The organism is Acetobacter aceti, from assembly GCF_002005445.1.
Lineage (GTDB): Bacteria > Pseudomonadota > Alphaproteobacteria > Acetobacterales > Acetobacteraceae > Acetobacter > Acetobacter aceti_B.
The window spans coordinates 2,929,920-2,948,462 of sequence record NZ_CP014692.1 but is presented as its reverse complement, the minus strand read 5'-3'; the positions used below and the strand labels follow the sequence as shown (position 1 = coordinate 2,948,462).

Sequence of the window (18,543 nt, the reverse complement as noted above, 5' to 3'; positions counted from 1 at the left end):
TGACAGGAGATTGAAAATATATTTGATACAAAAACGATATTTTGAGACATTTCGCGATCGCGCAGCAGTTCTCACGGCGCGGCAGCTCCACGAGGCCGTGCTCGCCATAGGCGTCATGTTTCGTGTCGGGTTGAAACGTCTGCCCGATCAGCGTGAGATCAGGCGACTTGTTCCCCGCGCGGTGGATCGCAGGACAGGTGAAGTGACGATGACCTCGTTGCGCTGTCTGGCGCGGATCGTGGTTAAATCAGGCGAGTTCTGTCGGCTGGATGGCGACAGGGCAGGCGGCTCTGTTTTGCGTCGTGTCGATCTGAGGCGACGTGCCTGTGCCGATCTGGTGGCCGCTACCCTGCTTCCTGAAAATCGTGCCGGGATGATGCCGTTTCAGTTGTGTTATCCGCAGGGCGCTCCTCCTGATGATGACCGGGCCTATGCGCTGTGGTTTGTGTCCGTGTTGCAGGGAGAGACGGAGCGCGGACTGAAGAAGTCCTGTCGAAGCGATATCTTTTTCGATGTTTATATGACTGTCGGGGAAGGTGATGTTGAGGCGGCGCAACTCACCCTTCGTTCGTTATGCGAGCAGGAAGAGGCAGTCTGGACTCTGCATATTGCCGCCTCCCGCAAGATATTTGAACATCTGCTTCCTCATCTAGGCCTGAAGCACGTCCGACGCGCCATGACGCCACTTGAAGGACAGGCTCCTTATCTGGCGTTTGTTGAGCCGGGAGATCGACTGGCAAAAGATGCTTTTGCCCGTATTGCCCCGGTGCTGGAGGCGAAGCCCGAGACTGTCCTGCTTTTCACGGATGAGGACAGGATTGATCGGGTGGGTAACCATGTCGGAGCCTGTCTGAAGCCGGGATGGAGTGATGACCAGTTGCTGACCGGGGATACGCTCGGGCAGCTCTGCGTCTTTTCCCGGCAACGTGTGCTGGACGTTGTCGAGGAACTTGATGCGGCTGATCCGTCTCCGCCCCCCGAGGGATGGCTCTATGCGCTGAAGCTTGCAGTCGTGGAGGGCGGAAAGGCGGAGCAGATTGTTCATCTGCCAGCCGTCCTGTTCCATCGTTTCAGGAACTGTTCTCGTGAAGCTTCTCCGCAATCACTGTTTCGTCGTCTGGCGGAAAAACACCTCGCGCGTCACAGGCCGGATGTCACTCTGACAGAAGCGGCCCTGACGCCGGTCGAAGCAGGCAGTCCGCAGCCTGTCCGGGTCTGTTATCCGCTTCCTCCAGCGCTTCCGCTTGTGTCGATCATCATTCCTACAAGGGACCGGCCTGATTTTCTGCAAACCTGTCTGCGTGGTCTTCTTGAGGAAACGGACTATCCGCATTTCGAAGTCATTGTGGTGGATAACGGCAGCATCCGCCCGGACATGCGGGCGCTTCTGGAAGATCTGTCCCGTCACCCGGTCGTGACCATTCTCCGGCAGGAGGGGGCGTTCAACTGGGCGCGCCTGAATAATCAGGCTGTGGCGCACAGTCGGGGCGATAGACTGCTTCTGCTCAATGATGATGTGCGTATTCTGCACCCGGACTGGCTGGACGAAATGGTGCGGCAGACCCTGCGTCCGGGTGTGGGGGTTGTGGGGGCGCGACTGCTTTATCCGGATGGAACGGTGCAGCATGCCGGGGTGATGCTGTCGCGGGATGGCGCTACGCATCTGCTGCGCGGCGCGAAAGCACAGGAGTCCGGCTACCTGAACGCGCTGGTCTGCCAGCGGGATATGAGTGCTGTCACAGGGGCGTGCCTGATGATTCGCAGGGAGGTCTTCGACCGGATCGGCGGTGTCGACGAGTCTTTCGCTGTATCCTGCAACGATATTGATCTGTGTCTGCGTGCCGGAGCGGCGGGTTGGCGGGTGGTATGGACGCCCCATGCGAGCCTGACGCATGTGGATGGGGGCACGCGGGGACGGGATGCGACCCCGGTGCAGATCCTGAGCTACTGGCTGGAGACGGCGCGGCTCGTCGCTCGCTGGTCCGGCAGGATGTCGCGTGATCCGGCGCTCAATCCATCACTGCGGGTGACGGATGATGCGCTGCTTCTGCGTTTTTCGTGTGGGCCATGGGCATGCGATGACGGGCGATCTGGCCTTCTGGGGCAATGAACAGGCAGTGAGCCGTCGTCGCGGCAGGAGGAGGTTTAGAGACTTGTTTTTGTGCCATCTTTATCGGGTTGAATGAGTCTGCTGGAGCAGAATGTGCCAAGACCTGTCCCGTCAGAAGAAAAGACGGCATTGGTGCGGAAACGGTTTAGACATGTCCTTGTCTTAGTCTCGCGCTATGGTCAGTTGAGGATAACGGGTGATGCTTGAGAGGGTAGCCATGGACGACGCAGCGGAAACAGTCGGGGCCGACAAAGGGTTCATGACCGACTATCTGCGTCAGTCAGCCGATGCAATGGCGGCTTTCGCGCAGGATGAAGCGTCTCAGGCTGTCATGCTGGACATGGGTGCCCGGATTGTCGCGGCACTGGAAAAAGGCGGTCGGTTGCTGATTGCCGGTAACGGTGGCAGCGCCGCCGATGCGCAGCATATCGCCGGAGAGTTCACGGCGCGGCTGATGTATGACCGCCGCCCGCTGAGCGCGGTCGCGCTGACGACTGACACGTCCGGCATCACCGCCATCGGCAATGATTACGGGTTTGCGGATATTTTCTCGCGTCAGGTCATGGCGCTGGGACGGGCGGGGGATGTCTTTCTCGGTATCACCACCTCAGGGCGTTCTCCCAATATCCTGCGGGCTTTCGAGGCTGCGCGTGAAATCGGTCTGGTGACGGCGGCGTTCACGGGACATGCCGGTGTGCAGGGCGCGCATTGTGACGTCACGCTCGCGGTGCCAGCCAACTGGACGCCGGTAATCCAGCAGCTTCACATCACCGCCGCGCATATTGTCTGCGGACTGGTCGAACGGGCTCTGTGTCCACGTCCGGTCGGGGTGTGAGCAGAAAACGGTGGTGACGGGCGAAGGCAGGCGTCAGTCCGGAGCGATTTCTGCTGCTCCATTGGTCGATCCGGCGGAGGAACAGGCGTTTCTGGAACGGCGTTTACTGGAGTTGCTGGAGAAGCGTCAGGCCGATGACCGGCATATTCGGGCGCTGGAAAGTCGTGTGCTCGCTCTGGAAAAACAGCTCGCGGAGGCGCGTTTTGGCCGGATCGGTCCTGTGATGCTGCTGGCGGCAAGAAAGCTGCTCGGACGATTGCGGCAACGCGGACGGCTGTAAAGGGCGGCTCTGGAAAACTGACAGGCGAGGATTTCAAACGGCTGCTTGTGGCGCTCCCTGTAAGTTATGGAGACGTGTCTGGTGAAGCTTTTTTCACAAAGCTTCAGGGACGCCGCCCTTGTGAGAAAGGCGGCGTTCAGGATCATCCGGTCGATTCACGGCAGGCGCGGGAATCAGATTTTCCCGCGCGGTCTTTCAGAGAGGCTGGAGAATATGGACCGCCAGCGGAGCGGCCAGAAGCGGTTCCAGGATGGCGGCCATTTTTTTGAAATGCGGCGTTTCCATGTGGGCCTGCAACGCCTCGCGGCTGTCCCAGCGTTCGATGAAAATCATCGTGTCGGGTGCATCGAGATCACGATGCGGTGTGTAGGCATGGTTGGTGCTTTCAGCCCGTGAGGGTGCCACGCAGGCCTTCATGGCTTCGGCAGCTTCCGCTTCCTTGCCCGCCTTGACCTTCACGATGGCTACAACTTCGATCTGAGACATTCAACAATTCCCTGATGCTGCATGGAGAGCCAGTCGGGGACCGACGGCGTATGAGGCCGAGTGTGAACGCAAACAGAATGTTCGCCAAGAGCCGCCCCTCTATGGGGCGATCACGTCCTGTCGTGTATAAGCTGTTTCATATCAGCATTGAACGCGGCACAGGGCGCCGGCGGCGTGGTTTCCACGGCATGGGAGAGAAAATGGCAGATACGTTTACAGGGTTCCCTGCATGACTCAGGATGCGGCCTTCCTGATCTTCCTTGTTTTCTGCGGCGGCATGGCCGCGCAGTGGATTGCCTGGCGATTCCATCTTCCCGCCATCGTGCTGCTTTTTGTGCTGGGACTGGTGCTGGGACCGGGGCTCGATATCCTTCATCCCTCGACGCTGATCGGTCCGCTGTTTCACCCTGTCGTCTCGCTCGCCGTGGCGCTGATCGTGTTTGAAGGTGGTCTTGCGCTGGATTTCCGACAACTCAGCGTAGCCGGTGAAGGGGTGATCAGGCTTACCCTGGTGGCGTTGCCCATCAACTGGATTCTGGGTTCCGCCGCCGCGCATTATGTCGGCGGTCTGGCATGGGGGCCTGCCTGCCTCTTCGGGTCCATTGTCGTGGTGACCGGCCCGACGGTCGTGTTGCCGCTGCTCCGTCAGGCCAAGCTGAAACCGCGTATCGCCGCCTTTCTGCGTTGGGAAGCCATCGTCAACGATCCGGTAGGGGCGATCCTCGCGACGCTCGTGCTGGAAATTCTGCTGATGAAGCCGAATGAAGGCACGTCGGTCTATTTCACCGAGATGATGCCGCATCTCCTGATCAGCATGGTCGTGGCGATCGGGCTGGGTATCGGTGGTGGCTGGAGCGTCAAGCAGCTCTTTGTCCGGGATATGATGCCCGAGACGCTCAAGATGCCGCTGCTGCTCACACTGGCGCTGGCAGTCTACGGGCTGGGCACCCTGTTCATGGACGGGGCGGGTCTCATGGCGGCGACGGTCTTCGGCATGGCGCTGGCCAACATGCGTGTGCCGGGATTGGGCGAGTTGCAGCGGATGAAGGAGAGCATGGTCGTCCTGATCGTCTCGCTCCTGTTCATTCTGCTGACCGCCGATCTTCATCGCGTCGTGCTGGCCCGTCTGTCCTGGTCCATCTTCGGGCTGACCCTTGCGATGATCTTCGTCATCAGGCCGCTGGGCATCTATCTGGCGACGCTGCGGAGCGGCCTGAGCTGGAGCGAGCGGATTTTTGTCGGCTGGATCGCACCACGCGGTATTGTCGCGGCGGCCGTGGCTGGCGTGTCCGGAATTCGGCTGAGCGAGGCGGGTTTCGCCAGTTCAGAATTCGTCATGCCCGCTGTGTTCGCGCTCATTGCGGCGACCATGCTGCTGCATGGATTTTCGCTGCGACCGCTGGCGCGAAAGCTGAAACTGACTCTCTCGAATGTGCCCGCGCTGGCGATTGTCGGGGCTAATCCCTGGACGCGCAATCTGGCTGAGGTCGTGGTCAAAGCCGGAACGCCGGTGACCATGGTCGATACGGCGGCGCGGGGACTGGTCCCGGCGAAACGGGCGGGCATTCCGGTGTTGCACGCCGAGATGCTGTCGGACGCCGGCGCGGAGAGTCTGGAGGAGCTGCCTGCGGACTATCTGATCGCGGCCACTCCGGACGCCATCTATAACGGCATGGTCTGCGCCCATCTCGCACCGCATTTCGGACGGGCGCGTGTCTATCAGGTGAGTCCGGGCCTCAAGAAACTTGATGAATATCGTGGTCTCAGTCGGGATGCGCGCGGCAAGCTGCTGGGAGAGCCGGAGTGGAATTTCACGCTTCTGGATACACTCTATCAGGATGGATGGCGTTTCGCGGCGTTGCCGGTCACGCCTGAAACCGAAGCGGAACTCTCACGACATGCTAAAGATCGCCTCGATTTCCTGACCCTCCGGCCGGGCGGCGGGATTTCGATTCATTCCGCCGAAGAGAGGCAGGCCGCCCCGCCGACTGCCGACGAAGTGATCATCGCGCTGGTTCCGCCCACACCCACTGTTCCGCCGGTTACGACAGGGGTTCAACCGTAATCGAGGCAAGGCCCATTGCGAGGGCTTCCCGAAGATCGGCTTCAGTCAGGGCGATGCAGCCTTCCGTGGGGGCTCTGTCCGGCGACTGGAGATGCAGAAAGATTGCTGAACCACGCCCTGCTTCGGGCGGCTCGTCATTATAACCCAGCACGCCGATGATGTCGTAGACATGATCCTCGCGCCACAATTCTTCGTGACGAGCTGGATGAGGCAGCGTGATCTGCCGGTTGTAATCGGCATGTGACACGTCATCACACCATCCGTCCTGCCGGGTGATCGGCTCAAGCAGCAGGCGTGAGCCGTCCGTATGGACCGGCCCGACTAACGGGCGGGAAATACGGTCGGCGCGGTAGAACAGCTTCCGCAGCGGGAAGGTGCCGATGGGGGTGGCGTGATCGCCTTCTTCCTTGTGGTGGGTGACGCCCGCAGCGCCGATGACAGCCGGGAAAATCCGGTTTGCGCAATGCAGTTGTGCAGTGCAGCCGCTTTCAGGAATGAGTGTCGCATGTATCATGACAATGGGTCCGGTTTCAGGTGAAGCTGACGGGCTTGTGAAAGGCCATGTGTTGCGGTGAAGCCGGAGCAGCGTCATGGAGGGGCCGGTTTTCCGACAGAAGGCCCATATTTTCTATCGGTCCGTGCTTATATCGGAATGAGGGCAGAGTGGAATTGGCGTTATCCTCTGTTTCATGCCAGTCTGTCACGACGCCGTGAAGCGGAGGCTCGACATTCTCTCCCGCCGGAGGGGGGAGTGATTCGGTTGCCTCTTGCTGTAATGGTCAAGGGCGCTTACTGAGCCCGCAAAAAGAAGAGGTAGTGAATGTCGGGCGCACGTCCAATCCTGATCGTTGATGATGACCAGACGCTGCGACAGATGCTGGTTGAGCAGCTTCAGGTCGAGGGTGAGTTTCAGGCTGTGGAAGCCGATTCCGTTGCGGCTGCATGGGAGGCTCTCAGAGCCCCGGATGCCCGCTTCGACGCCATTATTCTTGATGTGACGCTTCCGGATGGCGATGGTCGTGACTTCTGCGTCGAGCTGCGTCGGGCAGGCTTGCGGATGCCGATCATCATGTTGACCGGGTCGGATGACGAAGCCGATATCGTCCGTGGTCTGGATGCCGGTGCGAACGACTATGTCGCGAAACCGTTCCGTATCGCGGAACTGCTGGCCCGTCTGCGCGCCCAGCTCCGCATCTTTGAAAACAGCGAAGACGCGGTCTTCACTGTCGGCCCCTACACCTTCCGTCCCTCCGCCAAGCTGCTGGTCGAGACGATCCGCAACAAGCGTATCCGTCTGACTGAAAAAGAAGCGGCGATTCTGAAGTTTCTCTATCGCGCCGGTACGCGTCCCGTGCCACGTCAGGTTCTGCTGAATGAAGTCTGGGGCTACAATGCCGCCGTGACGACGCACACGCTTGAGACACATATCTATCGTCTGCGCCAGAAAATCGAACCCGATCCTTCCAACGCGACGCTGCTGATTACGGAAGGCGGTGGTTACCGCCTTGACCCGGAAGGCGGCATTTCAGCCGTCTGATGAAAATCCGCTCTTTCCTCTGGAGAGAGCGGATTTTTTTTAAAGTGGCACAGGGTTTTTGAGAGTTTTATTTTGGATCGATTGTCTTGATAAGATAGTGGTACATATCGCTACTGATTGAAAATAGTTTCTTGATTTTCTTTGTTGGCGATACCTTTTTCCATACGCTGATTCCAGTATTTCCAAGGGAATGCAGTATCTTCTACAGAAATAAATGCTACGTCTGCATCGTCCTGGAATTTATTTCGCGTTTTCACGAGAATTTCTTCTCGAATGATGCCTAGAAAACGAGGGGGATGCCATGATTCGTCTATGATTTTATTTTTTTGTAATATTTCAATTGCAGGAATATACCATCTGTTTTTGCGTTCTGTAATTTTCTTTATTAAACTTGTAATGCTTGAGGCTTCTGATACCTCCACAATAATAATTTCTTTTTTAGGCAAGTCGAGCGCTACAAAGTCCGGGCAACTTCCTCCGTTTTTCAGCTCTTTATCGTATGCGATGGCAAACTGGGGGGCGATAAACACTTTCCCGTCTAAAGTGAGGTAGGTCGCGGCATTGGATTCAGCATCTGGCATGCTTCGTAAATCCTTTTGTATTTTTGGAATGCTAAGCTCTCAAGATTTGTCTCATCTTTTGTTTTCCTACTCAAGTAATTTATCTGCCTTAAAGTGATGTATATAAATTAAGACAATGCTCCCTCCTGAGTTCTGGAGGGAGCAGGCAATATCTTTATTTCGGTTGCAACGTGCAATCAGAGGCGACCGGCTGGTCTGCCATCACGGCTTTCGTGAAAATAGCTGAATCTGCAAGTGACGCATTGACCGTCTGATCGTGATTCAGGCCCTTGTAGACATGTGCCTGAACAGTTGTTCCAGCAGCGCAGGCAGCCTTGACCAGACCAAACTGAAGGGGTGGCGGAACATCCCGATCCAGTTCCCCCGTTCCCATGAACAGGGGCCGGGAAAGCTTGAGGGTCGGATATTTCATTGCGATCAGGGCGGGCGCCAGCGCCTTCGAGAAGTCGGGCTTCAGGGTGTTGCTGAAGTTGAGCCCGTCTTTCTTCACCTTGTCCATCAACTCATGGACGCAGAGATCGGCCGCCGCGCGATAGGCTGGCATGGCTTTGGCGGTGAAGGCGCTTTCAGGTCGGAAGGCCGGATCGTACCCGGACAGACCCTGCGCGAGATACAGGGTGTAGACCATTACCGGATCATACCCTGTGTTCGCCTGCGCCGACGCGGGAGCCGTCGTCATTTTCTGAAGCAGTTCGGCTGTAATATAGGGGGCGCCTGTGGCGACAGTGCCACGGATATTCAGATCAGGAGCGTAGGTCGGCGCGAAAGCGGCTGCCGCAAAAGCAGCGCCACCACCCTGTGATTGTCCCACGAGCATGATTTTATTCTGTAGACCCGGGACACCTGCGAGGGCAGCACGCACTCCATCCAGAACGCTGTAAGCCTCGACACGAGTATTGAGATAGGGATGTGTGCCGGGTGTCCCCAGACCCTGATAATCGGTTCCCACCACAGCAAAACCCCGCTTCATCCATTCGGAGAGATAGTGACGGTTGCGTTCGGAGTAGGGGTTGTCAGAGGGCGCACAGCGGTCAGCTACTCCCACGGTTCCATGTGCCCAGGCGACGATAGGCCACCCTCCTTCCGGAGGGTGACCGGCTGGCAGGATGACTTCCTCTGTCACGGGAACAAGTCCTTTGCCCGTCACGCCATTGGTGGAAAGATAGGTGATCCGGAGGGATTTTCCCGCGTCAGGCAGACTGTAGGCGGCGGGCAGTGTTTCAGACGCGGAGAGAACGCCGGGTCTGGACTGGGAAGAAGGCGCCTCTGCGTAAGCATTGAATGCCAGGGCCGCAAGGCAGATGCCTCCAGAAAGGCTGGCCGCCATACGAGGGTAACCACGAAAAAACATGAGGTGTCCTTTCTGAAAATGTCACAGCACTGACTACGCATTGAAAATTTAACTTATCATTGATAAGATTCTTCCGTGGTTTTTTTGTCAAGGAGTGTGGCGGACCGGATGGCTATGGAGGCACGGTTCAGATGGAACCGCAGAAAGTGAAGAAAAACTATCATCACGGAGATCTGCGCGCCGCGCTTCTGCGGTCGGCCCGTAAGCTTCTGGAAGAGCAGGGTGTTGCTGCTCTCGGACTGCGGGCGATTACGAGACGGGCCGGGGTTTCATCTGCCGCCGCCACACCGCATTTCGGTAATCTGACGGGGCTTCTGAGCGCCCTTGCAACGGTTGGGTATGAAGAACTTGCCGCCGCTCTTGAGCCGGCTCTTGCGGAAGGAACGCATGCCACCGGACTTGTCTATGTGCGCTTTGCCATTGGCAATCCCGGGCTGTTCACCCTCATGTTCCGAAGCGATGTGATTGACCGCGCCGACCCTGCTCTGGTCGCGTCGTCAGACCGCACATCCCGTATGTTCACACAGTTGATTGATGAGCTTGCGGAACGACAGCCACAGCAGACAGAGGCGGGAACCCGTGCGGCCCTGTGGGGTAAGGTGCATGGGCTTGCCGTGCTGGCAATCGACGGATTGCTGGATGCGCTGTTGACCAGTCGAGGAGAAGGATTGTCACTGGAGGATCTTCTCGAAGATGCCTTGCGGTAAGAAACGGATCTGTCGTTTTGCAGTCCCTTATATTGATCGTGAGCTGAGGGTATGGCCTCTACAACATCCTCAGGATCGGACAGGAGAAAACGTTTCAGGAAGGTGGTGAGGATGGCCGAACATCTCCCGTGTCACGATCGGCCCAGCAGAAGAGATGCAGCGTTTCAACCAGCAGGTGGAGCGGATTTTCCGGACCTGGGGACGGTCGAACGCGGGTTAAGCTCCCAGATCCAGCATTACCGGCACATGGTCTGAAGGCGAGGTCCAGTCCCGTGCCTCCCGGATGACCTGCATGCCGTGGAGAGCATCCTTCAGATCCGGCGTTACCCAGATATGGTCCAGCCGTCGGCCACGATTGGAAGCGTTCCAGTCGCGGTTGCGATAGGACCACCATGTGTAGAGTTTTTCGGTCGGTGGCACGAAGTGGCGCATCGCATCGACGAAGCCTGTGTCGAGCCAGGCATTGAGGCGGGTCGTCTCCGGCGGGGTATGGCTGACGATCTTGAGAAGCTGCTTGTGGCTCCAGACGTCATGCTCAAGCGGGGCGATGTTCAGATCACCGACAATCACCGTGCGCTTGCGGTGATGGGTCTGGAACCACTCGGTCACCTGATCTACGAAAGCCAGCTTGTGGGCGAATTTCGGGTTTTCCTCGACATCCGGAATGTCGCCGCCTGCTGGCACATAGAAATTGTGGATTTCGACCGGCCCATGCTCGCCAGCAACGCTGGCCGCCGCGTGACGGCAATCGCCGCGCTCACACCAGTCGGGCGCATCCGGAACCGGCGACAGCGGATGACGGGAGAGAATCGCCACGCCGTTATAGCTCTTCATGCCGCGACGGACCTGATGAGTATAGCCCAGTTCGGTCAGCGCCTCGGTCGGGAACAGTTCGTCCGGAACCTTGGTTTCCTGAAGGCAGATCACGTCAGGGCGCAGTTGCCTGTCCAGCTCCGCAAGCAGCGGCAGACGGAGGCGAAGCGAGTTGATATTCCAGGTCACGATACGCATGGGGCGTGGTGGATCGCCCAAATGACACGCCGAGGCAAGGGGGATTCTGTCGGGTCTGGTCAGCGCTGTGTCTCGCAGGGCACAGTAGGGACGGCCCCGCAGACGGGCGCACTCTTGCAAACTCCCGATACGGACCCGATTTCTCAGTCATGACATCCAATTCCAGCCATCAGGCCGCTCCCGCACCGATTACCGAGGCGGTGCTCGCCCTCCATCACTCGCTGCTCACGCTCGACAGCCATATCGATATTCCGTGGCCGGACCGTGACGACGCGTTTCTCGATACGCCGGATCGCTTTGTCGATTTTCCCAAGATGCAGCGCGGGCATCTCTCGGCAGGCTGCTTCGTCGCCTATCTGCCGCAGGGCAAGCTGGACGCGGAAGGACATAAAGCCGCACAGGCGCAGACCATCGCCATGCTGGAGGCGATCAACCGGATGCAGGGTGCGCGCAACGGCATCACTGCCCGCGTCTGCCCGACGGTGGATGAAATCGAAGCCGCGTGGCGTGACGGAGCGCTGGCGGTCGTGCCGGGTGTGGAAAACGGTTACGGCATGGGCGACGACATCGGCATGCTGGCGAAGTTCAGGGCGCTCGGGGCGCGCTATGTCACGCTGACCCACAACGGGCACAACGCGCTGGGCGATTCCGGTCAGCCGAACCGGACGCTGGGTGACCCGGTGGCGATGCATGGCGGCCTGTCCGCGCTTGGGCGGGAGGCCATTGCCGAAATGAACCGGCTCGGCATGCTGGTGGATGTCTCCCACACTGGTCGCGAGACGATGTTGCAGGCGGTCGAGGTGTCCTCGGTGCCGGTGGTGGCGACCCATGCCTGCGTGAAGGCCCTGTGCGATCACCCACGCAATCTGGACGATGTGCAGCTTGACGCGCTGAAGGCCGGCGGCGGCCTGATCCAGATCACCGCGATCGGGGGATTTCTCCGTCCCCGTGCGGAGCTGGGCGGTCGTCGGGCGACGGTGGCGGACTACATGGATCATCTCGATTACGTCGTGAAACGGCTGGGGGTCGAGTATGTCGGGATTTCGTCGGATTTCGACGGTGGCGGCCAGCTTGAAGGATGGGAAAACGCAGCGGCGTCGCCCGCGTTGACAGCGGAACTGATGCGTCGTGGATACGATCGCAGCGAGATCCAGGCGTTCTGGGGAGGCAACTTCCGACGGCTTCTTCGCAAGGGTGAGGAAGCCGCTGAAAAAGGGGTGTGACAGGGGTGGATTCGCCTCTGTGAACAAACCGGGACCGCTGCGTGACACGGCGATCAGAATGGGATCGCCGATTTTGTCCACCTCCGGGATTGACTCCCTGTATTTCTATTCACTTTTGTCGATTCGACCCTGCGGGAAAAGTGTTCAGGTGATAAAAATAAATAAAAACAGCAAGTTAAGTGCTTTGATTAAAAAATATGCAATCCAAGGTTCGAGGCGGAAGACCGGGGGGTGCATCAATCTGTCATCTTTCCTTCCACAAAGTTATCCACATGTTCGGTGGATGAATATCCCATGACAGAGGAAACCCTTGGGGCGGCTGCGAAAATACCGGAGTCACCAGCAGTTGCGCCGTCACTGACCGGTGTGGAGGTCATCCAGACCGCTCTGAAGACCATGCCGCTGTCGCCCGGCGTCTACCGGATGATCAATACGAAGGGCGAAGTGCTCTACGTCGGCAAGGCGCGGGCGCTGAAGAAGCGCGTGACCTCCTATACGCAGATTGCCCGCCTGCCTGAACGGCTGCGCCGGATGGTGTCCGAGACGGCGTCCATGGAGATCGTCACGACCCATACGGAGGCCGAGGCGCTTCTGCTTGAGGCCAACTACATCAAGCGCATGAAGCCGCGCTTCAACATCCTTCTGCGCGACGACAAGAGCTATCCATGGCTCATGCTGACCGGCCAGCATGAGTTTCCTCAACTCGCCAAACATCGCGGCAAGATGGACAAGGGTGCGAGTTACTGGGGACCGTTCGCCTCGGCATGGGCCGTCACCCAGACGATCAACATCCTGCAGCGGGTGTTTCAGCTGCGGACCTGCTCGGACTCCGTGTTTTCATCCCGTACGCGGCCCTGCCTGCTGTTCCAGATCAAGCGGTGCTCGGCGCCGTGCGTCGACCGGATCAGCCAGGAGGATTATGGCCATCTTGTCACGCAGGCGAAGGAGTTTCTTGCGGGCGAAGGCGCTGCGTTGAAAGCGCAGTTCGCGCAGGAAATGGAGCAGGCGGCGGAGACGCTGGATTACGAGCGGGCAGCGATCCTGCGTGATCGCATCAGGGCGCTGGCCAGCATGCAGGACTCGACGGTCGTCAATCCGTCCGGCATCCGCGACGCCGATGTCATCGCGGTCTGGCAGACGGCGGGGCAGGCCTGCATTCAGGTATTCTTCATTCGTGGCGGCCGGAACAATGGCAACCGGGCTTTCTATCCCGCCCATACGAAGGACGAGACGGACGCCGACATCCTCGCGGCTTTCCTGACGCAGTTCTATGACGACAAACCTCCGCCAGCCCTGCTGCTCGTGAATCGCGAGCTGGAGGAAGCTCCGCTGCTGAGCGAGGCGCTGGGGATCAAGCGCGGCCACAAGGTCGAGATCCTGCGACCTCAGCGTGGAGAGCGTCGGGAGGTGGTGGAACACGCCGAAACCAACGCCCGCGAGGCGCTGGAACGCAAGCTGGCCGAGAGCGCCGGACAGGCGAAGCTGCTGGATGGGGTGGCGAAGGTGTTTGACCTCGCTGAGCCGCCCAGCCGGATCGAGGTTTATGATAACAGCCACATCATGGGGACGAACCCCTATGGCGTGATGATCGTGGGCGGCCCGGAGGGCTTCGACCGGCGATCCTACCGGAAATACAGCATCAAAAGCGGCATCACGCCGGGCGATGATTTCGGCATGATGCGCGAGGTTCTGGAACGTCGCTTCGGCCGCGCACTGAAGGAAGCAGCGGAGCAGGGGCGGGAGAAGTCCGCCGACTGGCCGGATGTGCTGTTGATCGATGGTGGTGCGGGCCAGCTTTCCGCCGTGCAGGGTGTTCTGGATACTCTGGGCGTCCGGGATGTGAAGCTGGTGTCGATCGCCAAGGGGCCGGACCGCAACGCCGGCCGGGAATGGTTCCACACGCTTGACGCGCCGCCTTTCCAGCTCGAACCGCGCGATCCGGTGCTCTACTACCTCCAGCGGCTGCGTGATGAGGCGCACAGGTTCGCCATCACCACGCACCGTGCCGGCCGATCCAGGGCGTTTGTGAAGTCGGAGCTGGATGAAATTCAGGGTATCGGGCCGACCCGCAAACGGGCCTTGCTGAATCACTTCGGGTCGGCGCGGGGAGTCAGCCAGGCGGGACTGGCGGAGCTGGAGGCGGTGTCCGGCGTGAATCGCGAGACGGCCCGCGCCATCTATGGTCATTTCCATCCCGACTGGACACCGGCCTGACGGGAACGCGCGCTTTTGCTCCTTACTCCGGTTTGTCTCATGGAGGGAGAGTGGCGAGGGCCGGGAGTGGAGGGGTTTCCTTGGCCCATACAGGTTTTCAAAGTCAGGGAACTCTGGTGCCGGGGAGGCTTTCTTCCTGATAAAAAAGGCAGATGTTCAGCTCTGTCCCGTTCCTGTTCGCGACAAAGTGGAGTAACGTGGTCCTCATGATAACGGATCTGCCGAATCTTCTGACGCTGTCGCGGATCGTCGCCATCCCGGTTCTGGTCGCGCTTGTGGCGCTGAATCGTGCGGAAGCGGCTGCGGGCGCGTGTCTGCTATTCATTGCGGCGGCGGTGACGGATTATTTTGACGGCCATCTGGCCCGGTCACGTCAGATGCAGTCGGATCTCGGACGTATGCTGGACCCGATTGCCGACAAGCTGCTGGTCGGCGCGTCCCTGATGGTGCTGGCGGGGCTGGGGAAACTGACCTATGGCGCGCTCTGGCCTGCCATAGTGATTCTGTGTCGTGAGATTCTGGTCAGTGGTTTGCGGGAATATCTGGCCGGCACGCGCATCAGCCTGCCCGTCACGCGTCTGGCCAAGTGGAAAACCGGTTTCCAGATGACGGCTATCGGGTTTCTTCTGGCCGGTGACAGCACAGGCGTCCTGCTGCACATGCCCTGGTTGCCGGTGAGCCTCATGGGATCGGTAATGCTGTGGGTTGCGGCTGTCCTCACGTTGATGACGGGATGGGATTATCTGGTTGCCGGATTGCGGCATGTGGAAAAAGCCGGGGGGGCGGAAAAAACGACGGTCTGAGCGTGACCTGTTCGCCACGCTTCATCACTCTCATGATGTGAGAATGTGAAAGAACATGAGTTTCAGGTAAGCTGGAATTTACCTGTGGCTGTCACGCTTGTATCAAAGACCGCACTACGCGGACCATCTGGACGAGGAAGTACTTATGCGGAAAGCCGCTCTTGTAGCGTCATTACTGGTGTTGAGCGGTTGTTCCGGCTTTGACAAATGGCTTACCGATACGGCGACACTCCCGGGCGCCAACCCTAACGAGCCTCATGGAGAATCGGAGACGTTGCGGCGTGTCCGTGGCTATGCCACGACCGAGACGCCGCTTCTCCCGGAAGCCGGGAATATCTGGCCAGGCGCGCCGAAACCGTTGCCTTCTCTTTCGGATGTCGCATCCGACCATGACGCCCAGACCGCGGGTGGTGTTGGTGGCGATCTTCCGGATGGGGGCAAACTCTCCATCGGCGAAGACTTTCAGGATTCTTTCTCGGGTGCAGGCAAGTCCGCGGCTCTTCCCAGCGTAGAACCGGATGTCGCGTCCAAATACGGTGGTGGGAAGTCGGCCAGTTCCACCATCGAGATTCCAAACGGTGACGGCACGACGACACTCATCAATCCGGACGGTTCAATCCGGACGGTGAAGACGTCTTCCCTGCATCATGAGACTGCGCATCATGACACTGCCGCACACGGCGCGAAGGATGCCGTGAAGAGTGAGGCTTCCTCTCCTGCAAAGGGCGAGAAGGATATCGTTGTCCCCGTTGCGCCTCTGCTTTCGACTGATCCTGCATCCGGACACTGATCAGGGTTCTTTACGCCAGCCCCATTACGTTCTGGCGTAAAGATCGGATAAGATGGCGTCTGTTGCTGCCTGACGGCTGAACGTCAGTCCGGGTTTCCGGAATATGTCAGGCAGTCAGAACAGGGATTCGGCATGAATGATACCGTGACAGTGCTCTATTTCGCCGCCTTGCGTGAGCAGGTCGGGCGAAGCAGCGAAGCGGTGGCTCTTGCTCCGGATGTTCTGACGGTAAAAGATTTCCTGACGATGCGACGTCAGGAGGATGCCGCTTTTGAAGCAGTTTTTTCTCAGTCTTCCCGCGTGCGTGTGGCTGTAAACAAGGTCATTGGAGACCTTTCGACCCCCATCCAGAATGGCGATGAGATTGCCTTTTTCCCTCCCATGACCGGAGGGTGACGTCTTATGTCCAGACAGGAAAACACCAGTAGAATTCGTATCGTGGTACAGTCTTCACTGTTCGACATGGGGGCGGAAACCTCACGACTGCTGGCTCTCGGCCCCGGAATTGGCGGTTTGGGTTCTTTTCTGGGCGTGGTGCGGGGCGGCGACGGGCTGGTCGCTCTTGAGCTGGAGCACTATCCCGGCATGTGCGAGCAAAGTCTGGCGGTTCTGGCCGAGGAAGCGTTGCTGCGTTTCAGCCTGATCGGATGCACGATCATTCATCGTGTTGGCCGTCTTGCTGTCGGAGAGCCCATCGTTCTTGTGCTGGCCGCAGCTGCGCATCGTGGCGAGGCACTGGATGCGACGCGCTTTCTGATTGACCGTCTGAAAACAGGCGCGCCGTTCTGGAAAGCCGAAGAGTTTTCTGATGGCCGGCGGGTCTGGGTTGAAAGTCGACAGGAAGATGAAGCTGCTGCCGCTGGGTGGTAAAGCGCGATAACCGTTATATAAAAAATAACGGAATTTTTGAGGGCTTTTTCAAAGACGATATTTTCTGAAACTGTTTGGGAAAATATCGGGAAAAACAACTTTGCGCCCAACAGCCTGCCGGAAATGTCTCGTTCAGAGTCTTCGCATTGAGATGCCATATGAAGTTTGATGTATGGCAAACGAAGGATAACAAAGATCCTTCTCCGCGAAGCTCCGCACGGCGGACATCGCCGCAGCACCTTTTCCATACTATACGGTGAGCACCGTCCGGACAACCTGTGTCAGAACCTGCAACTGTTCTGGTTTGATGGTGAAAGCAGGTGTCAGGTAAACGATATTCCGGAAAGGTCTGATCCAGACATTCTCGGCGATGAAGCGTGTTCGCAGAGCAGCCGGATCAGCGATCCTGTCCAGTTCCACCACGCCGATAGCGCCCATGACCCGTACGTCCTTTACACCCGGCAATGGGCGGCAGGGCTCGAGTTGTTCCCGCAAAGCTGTTTCGATGACGGCGACCTGTTCAAGTCGGGGTTCCTGTTCGAACAGGTCGAGTGACGCATTCGCGCAGGCGCAGGCCAGCGGGTTGGCCATGAAAGTCGGGCCATGCATCAGGGCATGTTCAGGATTGTCGGAGAGAAACGCTTCATAGACATGACGCCGCGCAACGGTCGCAGCCAGCGCCATCGTGCCGCCGGTGAGGGCCTTGGACAGTGTGATGATGTCGGGGACGATCCCCGCCCGCTGACAGGCAAACATGCTGCCGGTCCGGCCAAAGCCGGTAAAGATTTCGTCCAGGATCAGCAACAGCCCGTGCCGGTCGGCGGCGTGCCGCAGGTGGCGCAGCACTGCGGGGGCGTGAAACAGCATGCCGCCCGCGCCCTGAACCAGAGGCTCGACAATGATGGCCGTGATTTCATGGGCGTGGGCGTTCAGAAATGCCTCAAAAGCCGTCGTTGTCGCCTCATCCTGCGGCAGGTCGATGACATGCTGGGCGGGCATGACCCCGGCAAACAGATGGTGCATCCCTTCTTCAGGATCGCAGATCGCCATCGTGGCCAGCGTGTCGCCATGATAGCCGCCCCTGAAGGCAAGCAGCTTCGTGCGACCGGTCTCTCCGCGATTGAGGCGATACTGGATCGCCATCTTCATCGCCACCTCGACGGCGACGGAACCGGAATCCGTATAGAATACCCGTTCCAGATCGCCCGGCAGCAGGGCAGCCAGTCGGGAAGACAGCCGTAGCGCGGGTTCATGCACCATGCCGCCGAACATCACATGTGGCATCCGGGCAAGCTGGGCTTCGGCGCAGGCGCGGATGTGGGGATGATTATAGCCGTGGCATGCCGTCCACCATGCCGCCACGCCGTCCACCAGAGAACGTCCGTCTTCGAGAGTGATCCGGCTCCCTTCCGTCGCCCGTGCCGCCAGCGGCGCGGGGGCTGTCTTCATCTGGGAATAGGGAAGCCAGATATGCGGCAAACCGTCTTCGTACCAGTCAGGGGAGGTCAAGGCAGGGCTTCCTTTCGGAGGGGATCGCATGCGTTTATCCTCATACCAGTGAACCGGAGGATTGCCATTTCTGAAGAAAGGCTGAGGCTGGATTGGCAGGGATCTGCGCAGTATGTGGTGGCCTGCGGCTCTCTCCCGACTCTGTCGATCTGTCGAACGAAACGCGAGGAG

General features: G+C 58.9%; 18 protein-coding genes. 12 read left to right on the top strand and 6 right to left on the bottom strand.

What is annotated here, in order from left to right:
• Positions 1-22: 22 nt before the first annotated feature.
• From A0U92_RS13415 to A0U92_RS13405, 3 genes are all read left to right on the top strand, one after another.
• Positions 23-2,110, top strand: a complete 2,088-nt coding sequence (locus tag A0U92_RS13415; protein ID WP_077813639.1) for a glycosyltransferase family 2 protein — start codon at positions 23-25, stop codon at positions 2,108-2,110.
• 199 nt (positions 2,111-2,309) lie between these two features.
• Positions 2,310-2,945, top strand: a complete 636-nt coding sequence (locus tag A0U92_RS13410) for a D-sedoheptulose 7-phosphate isomerase (RefSeq protein WP_077813638.1) — start codon at positions 2,310-2,312, stop codon at positions 2,943-2,945.
• A gap of 10 nt (positions 2,946-2,955) precedes the next feature.
• A complete protein-coding gene (locus A0U92_RS13405) occupies positions 2,956-3,225 on the top strand; it encodes a hypothetical protein (protein ID WP_236748147.1) in 270 nt (89 codons plus the stop codon).
• Positions 3,226-3,420: 195 nt separating this feature from the next.
• Here the strand turns inward: A0U92_RS13405 and A0U92_RS13400 are convergent, their stop codons facing one another.
• Entirely contained in the window at positions 3,421-3,711 is a 291-nt protein-coding gene (locus A0U92_RS13400; RefSeq protein ID WP_077813636.1) for a putative quinol monooxygenase, read from the bottom strand.
• Positions 3,712-3,940: 229 nt separating this feature from the next.
• On the opposite strand from A0U92_RS13400, the gene A0U92_RS13395 reads away from it, so the two are divergent.
• On the top strand, positions 3,941-5,776 hold the full coding sequence (locus tag A0U92_RS13395) for a cation:proton antiporter (protein ID WP_077813635.1): 1,836 nt from the start codon (positions 3,941-3,943) through the stop codon (positions 5,774-5,776).
• Here the strand turns inward: A0U92_RS13395 and A0U92_RS13390 are convergent.
• Positions 5,754-6,290, bottom strand: a complete 537-nt coding sequence (locus A0U92_RS13390) for a L,D-transpeptidase family protein (RefSeq protein WP_077814463.1) — start codon at positions 6,288-6,290, stop codon at positions 5,754-5,756. The genes A0U92_RS13395 and A0U92_RS13390 overlap by 23 nt on opposite strands.
• Positions 6,291-6,596: 306 nt before the next feature.
• Between A0U92_RS13390 and A0U92_RS13385 the strand changes: the two genes are divergently transcribed.
• Positions 6,597-7,313, top strand: a complete 717-nt coding sequence (locus tag A0U92_RS13385) for a response regulator transcription factor (protein WP_077813634.1) — start codon at positions 6,597-6,599, stop codon at positions 7,311-7,313.
• Positions 7,314-7,423: 110 nt separating this feature from the next.
• Here A0U92_RS13385 and A0U92_RS13380 read toward each other — a convergent pair whose 3' ends face one another.
• Together A0U92_RS13380 and A0U92_RS13375 are read right to left on the bottom strand one after the other, a co-directional pair.
• A complete protein-coding gene (locus A0U92_RS13380) occupies positions 7,424-7,894 on the bottom strand; it encodes a hypothetical protein (protein ID WP_077813633.1) in 471 nt (156 codons plus the stop codon).
• A gap of 154 nt (positions 7,895-8,048) precedes the next feature.
• On the bottom strand, positions 8,049-9,221 hold the full coding sequence (locus A0U92_RS13375; RefSeq protein WP_475638756.1) for a lipase family protein: 1,173 nt from the start codon (positions 9,219-9,221) through the stop codon (positions 8,049-8,051).
• Positions 9,222-9,376: 155 nt separating this feature from the next.
• Here A0U92_RS13375 and A0U92_RS13370 point away from each other — a divergent pair, with 155 nt between their 5' ends.
• Complete coding sequence (locus tag A0U92_RS13370; protein ID WP_077813631.1) at positions 9,377-9,952, top strand: TetR/AcrR family transcriptional regulator; 576 nt, start codon at positions 9,377-9,379, stop codon at positions 9,950-9,952.
• Positions 9,953-10,168: 216 nt separating this feature from the next.
• On the opposite strand, the gene A0U92_RS13365 is transcribed toward A0U92_RS13370, so the two are convergent.
• Positions 10,169-10,963 carry an exodeoxyribonuclease III gene (locus A0U92_RS13365; protein WP_077814462.1) on the bottom strand — a complete coding sequence of 265 codons (795 nt, stop codon included), beginning with the start codon at positions 10,961-10,963 and terminating at the stop codon, positions 10,169-10,171.
• Between the two features lie 149 nt (positions 10,964-11,112).
• Here A0U92_RS13365 and A0U92_RS13360 point away from each other — a divergent pair, with 149 nt between their 5' ends.
• The 6 genes from A0U92_RS13360 to A0U92_RS13335 all read left to right on the top strand — a co-directional run bounded on the left by A0U92_RS13360 (position 11,113) and on the right by A0U92_RS13335 (position 16,863).
• A complete protein-coding gene (locus A0U92_RS13360; RefSeq protein WP_187668771.1) occupies positions 11,113-12,186 on the top strand; it encodes a dipeptidase in 1,074 nt (357 codons plus the stop codon).
• 294 nt (positions 12,187-12,480) lie between these two features.
• Positions 12,481-14,400 (top strand): excinuclease ABC subunit UvrC, encoded by a 1,920-nt coding sequence (gene uvrC / locus A0U92_RS13355; RefSeq protein ID WP_077813630.1) that lies wholly within the window; start codon positions 12,481-12,483, stop codon positions 14,398-14,400.
• Positions 14,401-14,606: 206 nt separating this feature from the next.
• A complete protein-coding gene (gene pgsA / locus A0U92_RS13350) occupies positions 14,607-15,203 on the top strand; it encodes a CDP-diacylglycerol--glycerol-3-phosphate 3-phosphatidyltransferase (protein ID WP_077814460.1) in 597 nt (198 codons plus the stop codon).
• A 145-nt stretch (positions 15,204-15,348) separates the two neighbouring features.
• Positions 15,349-15,993: a hypothetical protein gene (locus A0U92_RS13345; protein ID WP_077813629.1), complete on the top strand. Its 645-nt coding sequence runs from the start codon at positions 15,349-15,351 to the stop codon at positions 15,991-15,993.
• Positions 15,994-16,125: 132 nt separating this feature from the next.
• Entirely contained in the window at positions 16,126-16,389 is a 264-nt protein-coding gene (moaD, locus tag A0U92_RS13340) for a molybdopterin converting factor subunit 1 (protein ID WP_077813628.1), read from the top strand.
• A 6-nt stretch (positions 16,390-16,395) separates the two neighbouring features.
• Complete coding sequence (locus A0U92_RS13335; protein ID WP_077813627.1) at positions 16,396-16,863, top strand: molybdenum cofactor biosynthesis protein MoaE; 468 nt, start codon at positions 16,396-16,398, stop codon at positions 16,861-16,863.
• A gap of 249 nt (positions 16,864-17,112) precedes the next feature.
• On the opposite strand, the gene A0U92_RS13330 is transcribed toward A0U92_RS13335, so the two are convergent.
• Complete coding sequence (locus A0U92_RS13330) at positions 17,113-18,402, bottom strand: adenosylmethionine--8-amino-7-oxononanoate transaminase (protein ID WP_187668770.1); 1,290 nt, start codon at positions 18,400-18,402, stop codon at positions 17,113-17,115.
• Positions 18,403-18,543 lie beyond the last annotated feature (141 nt).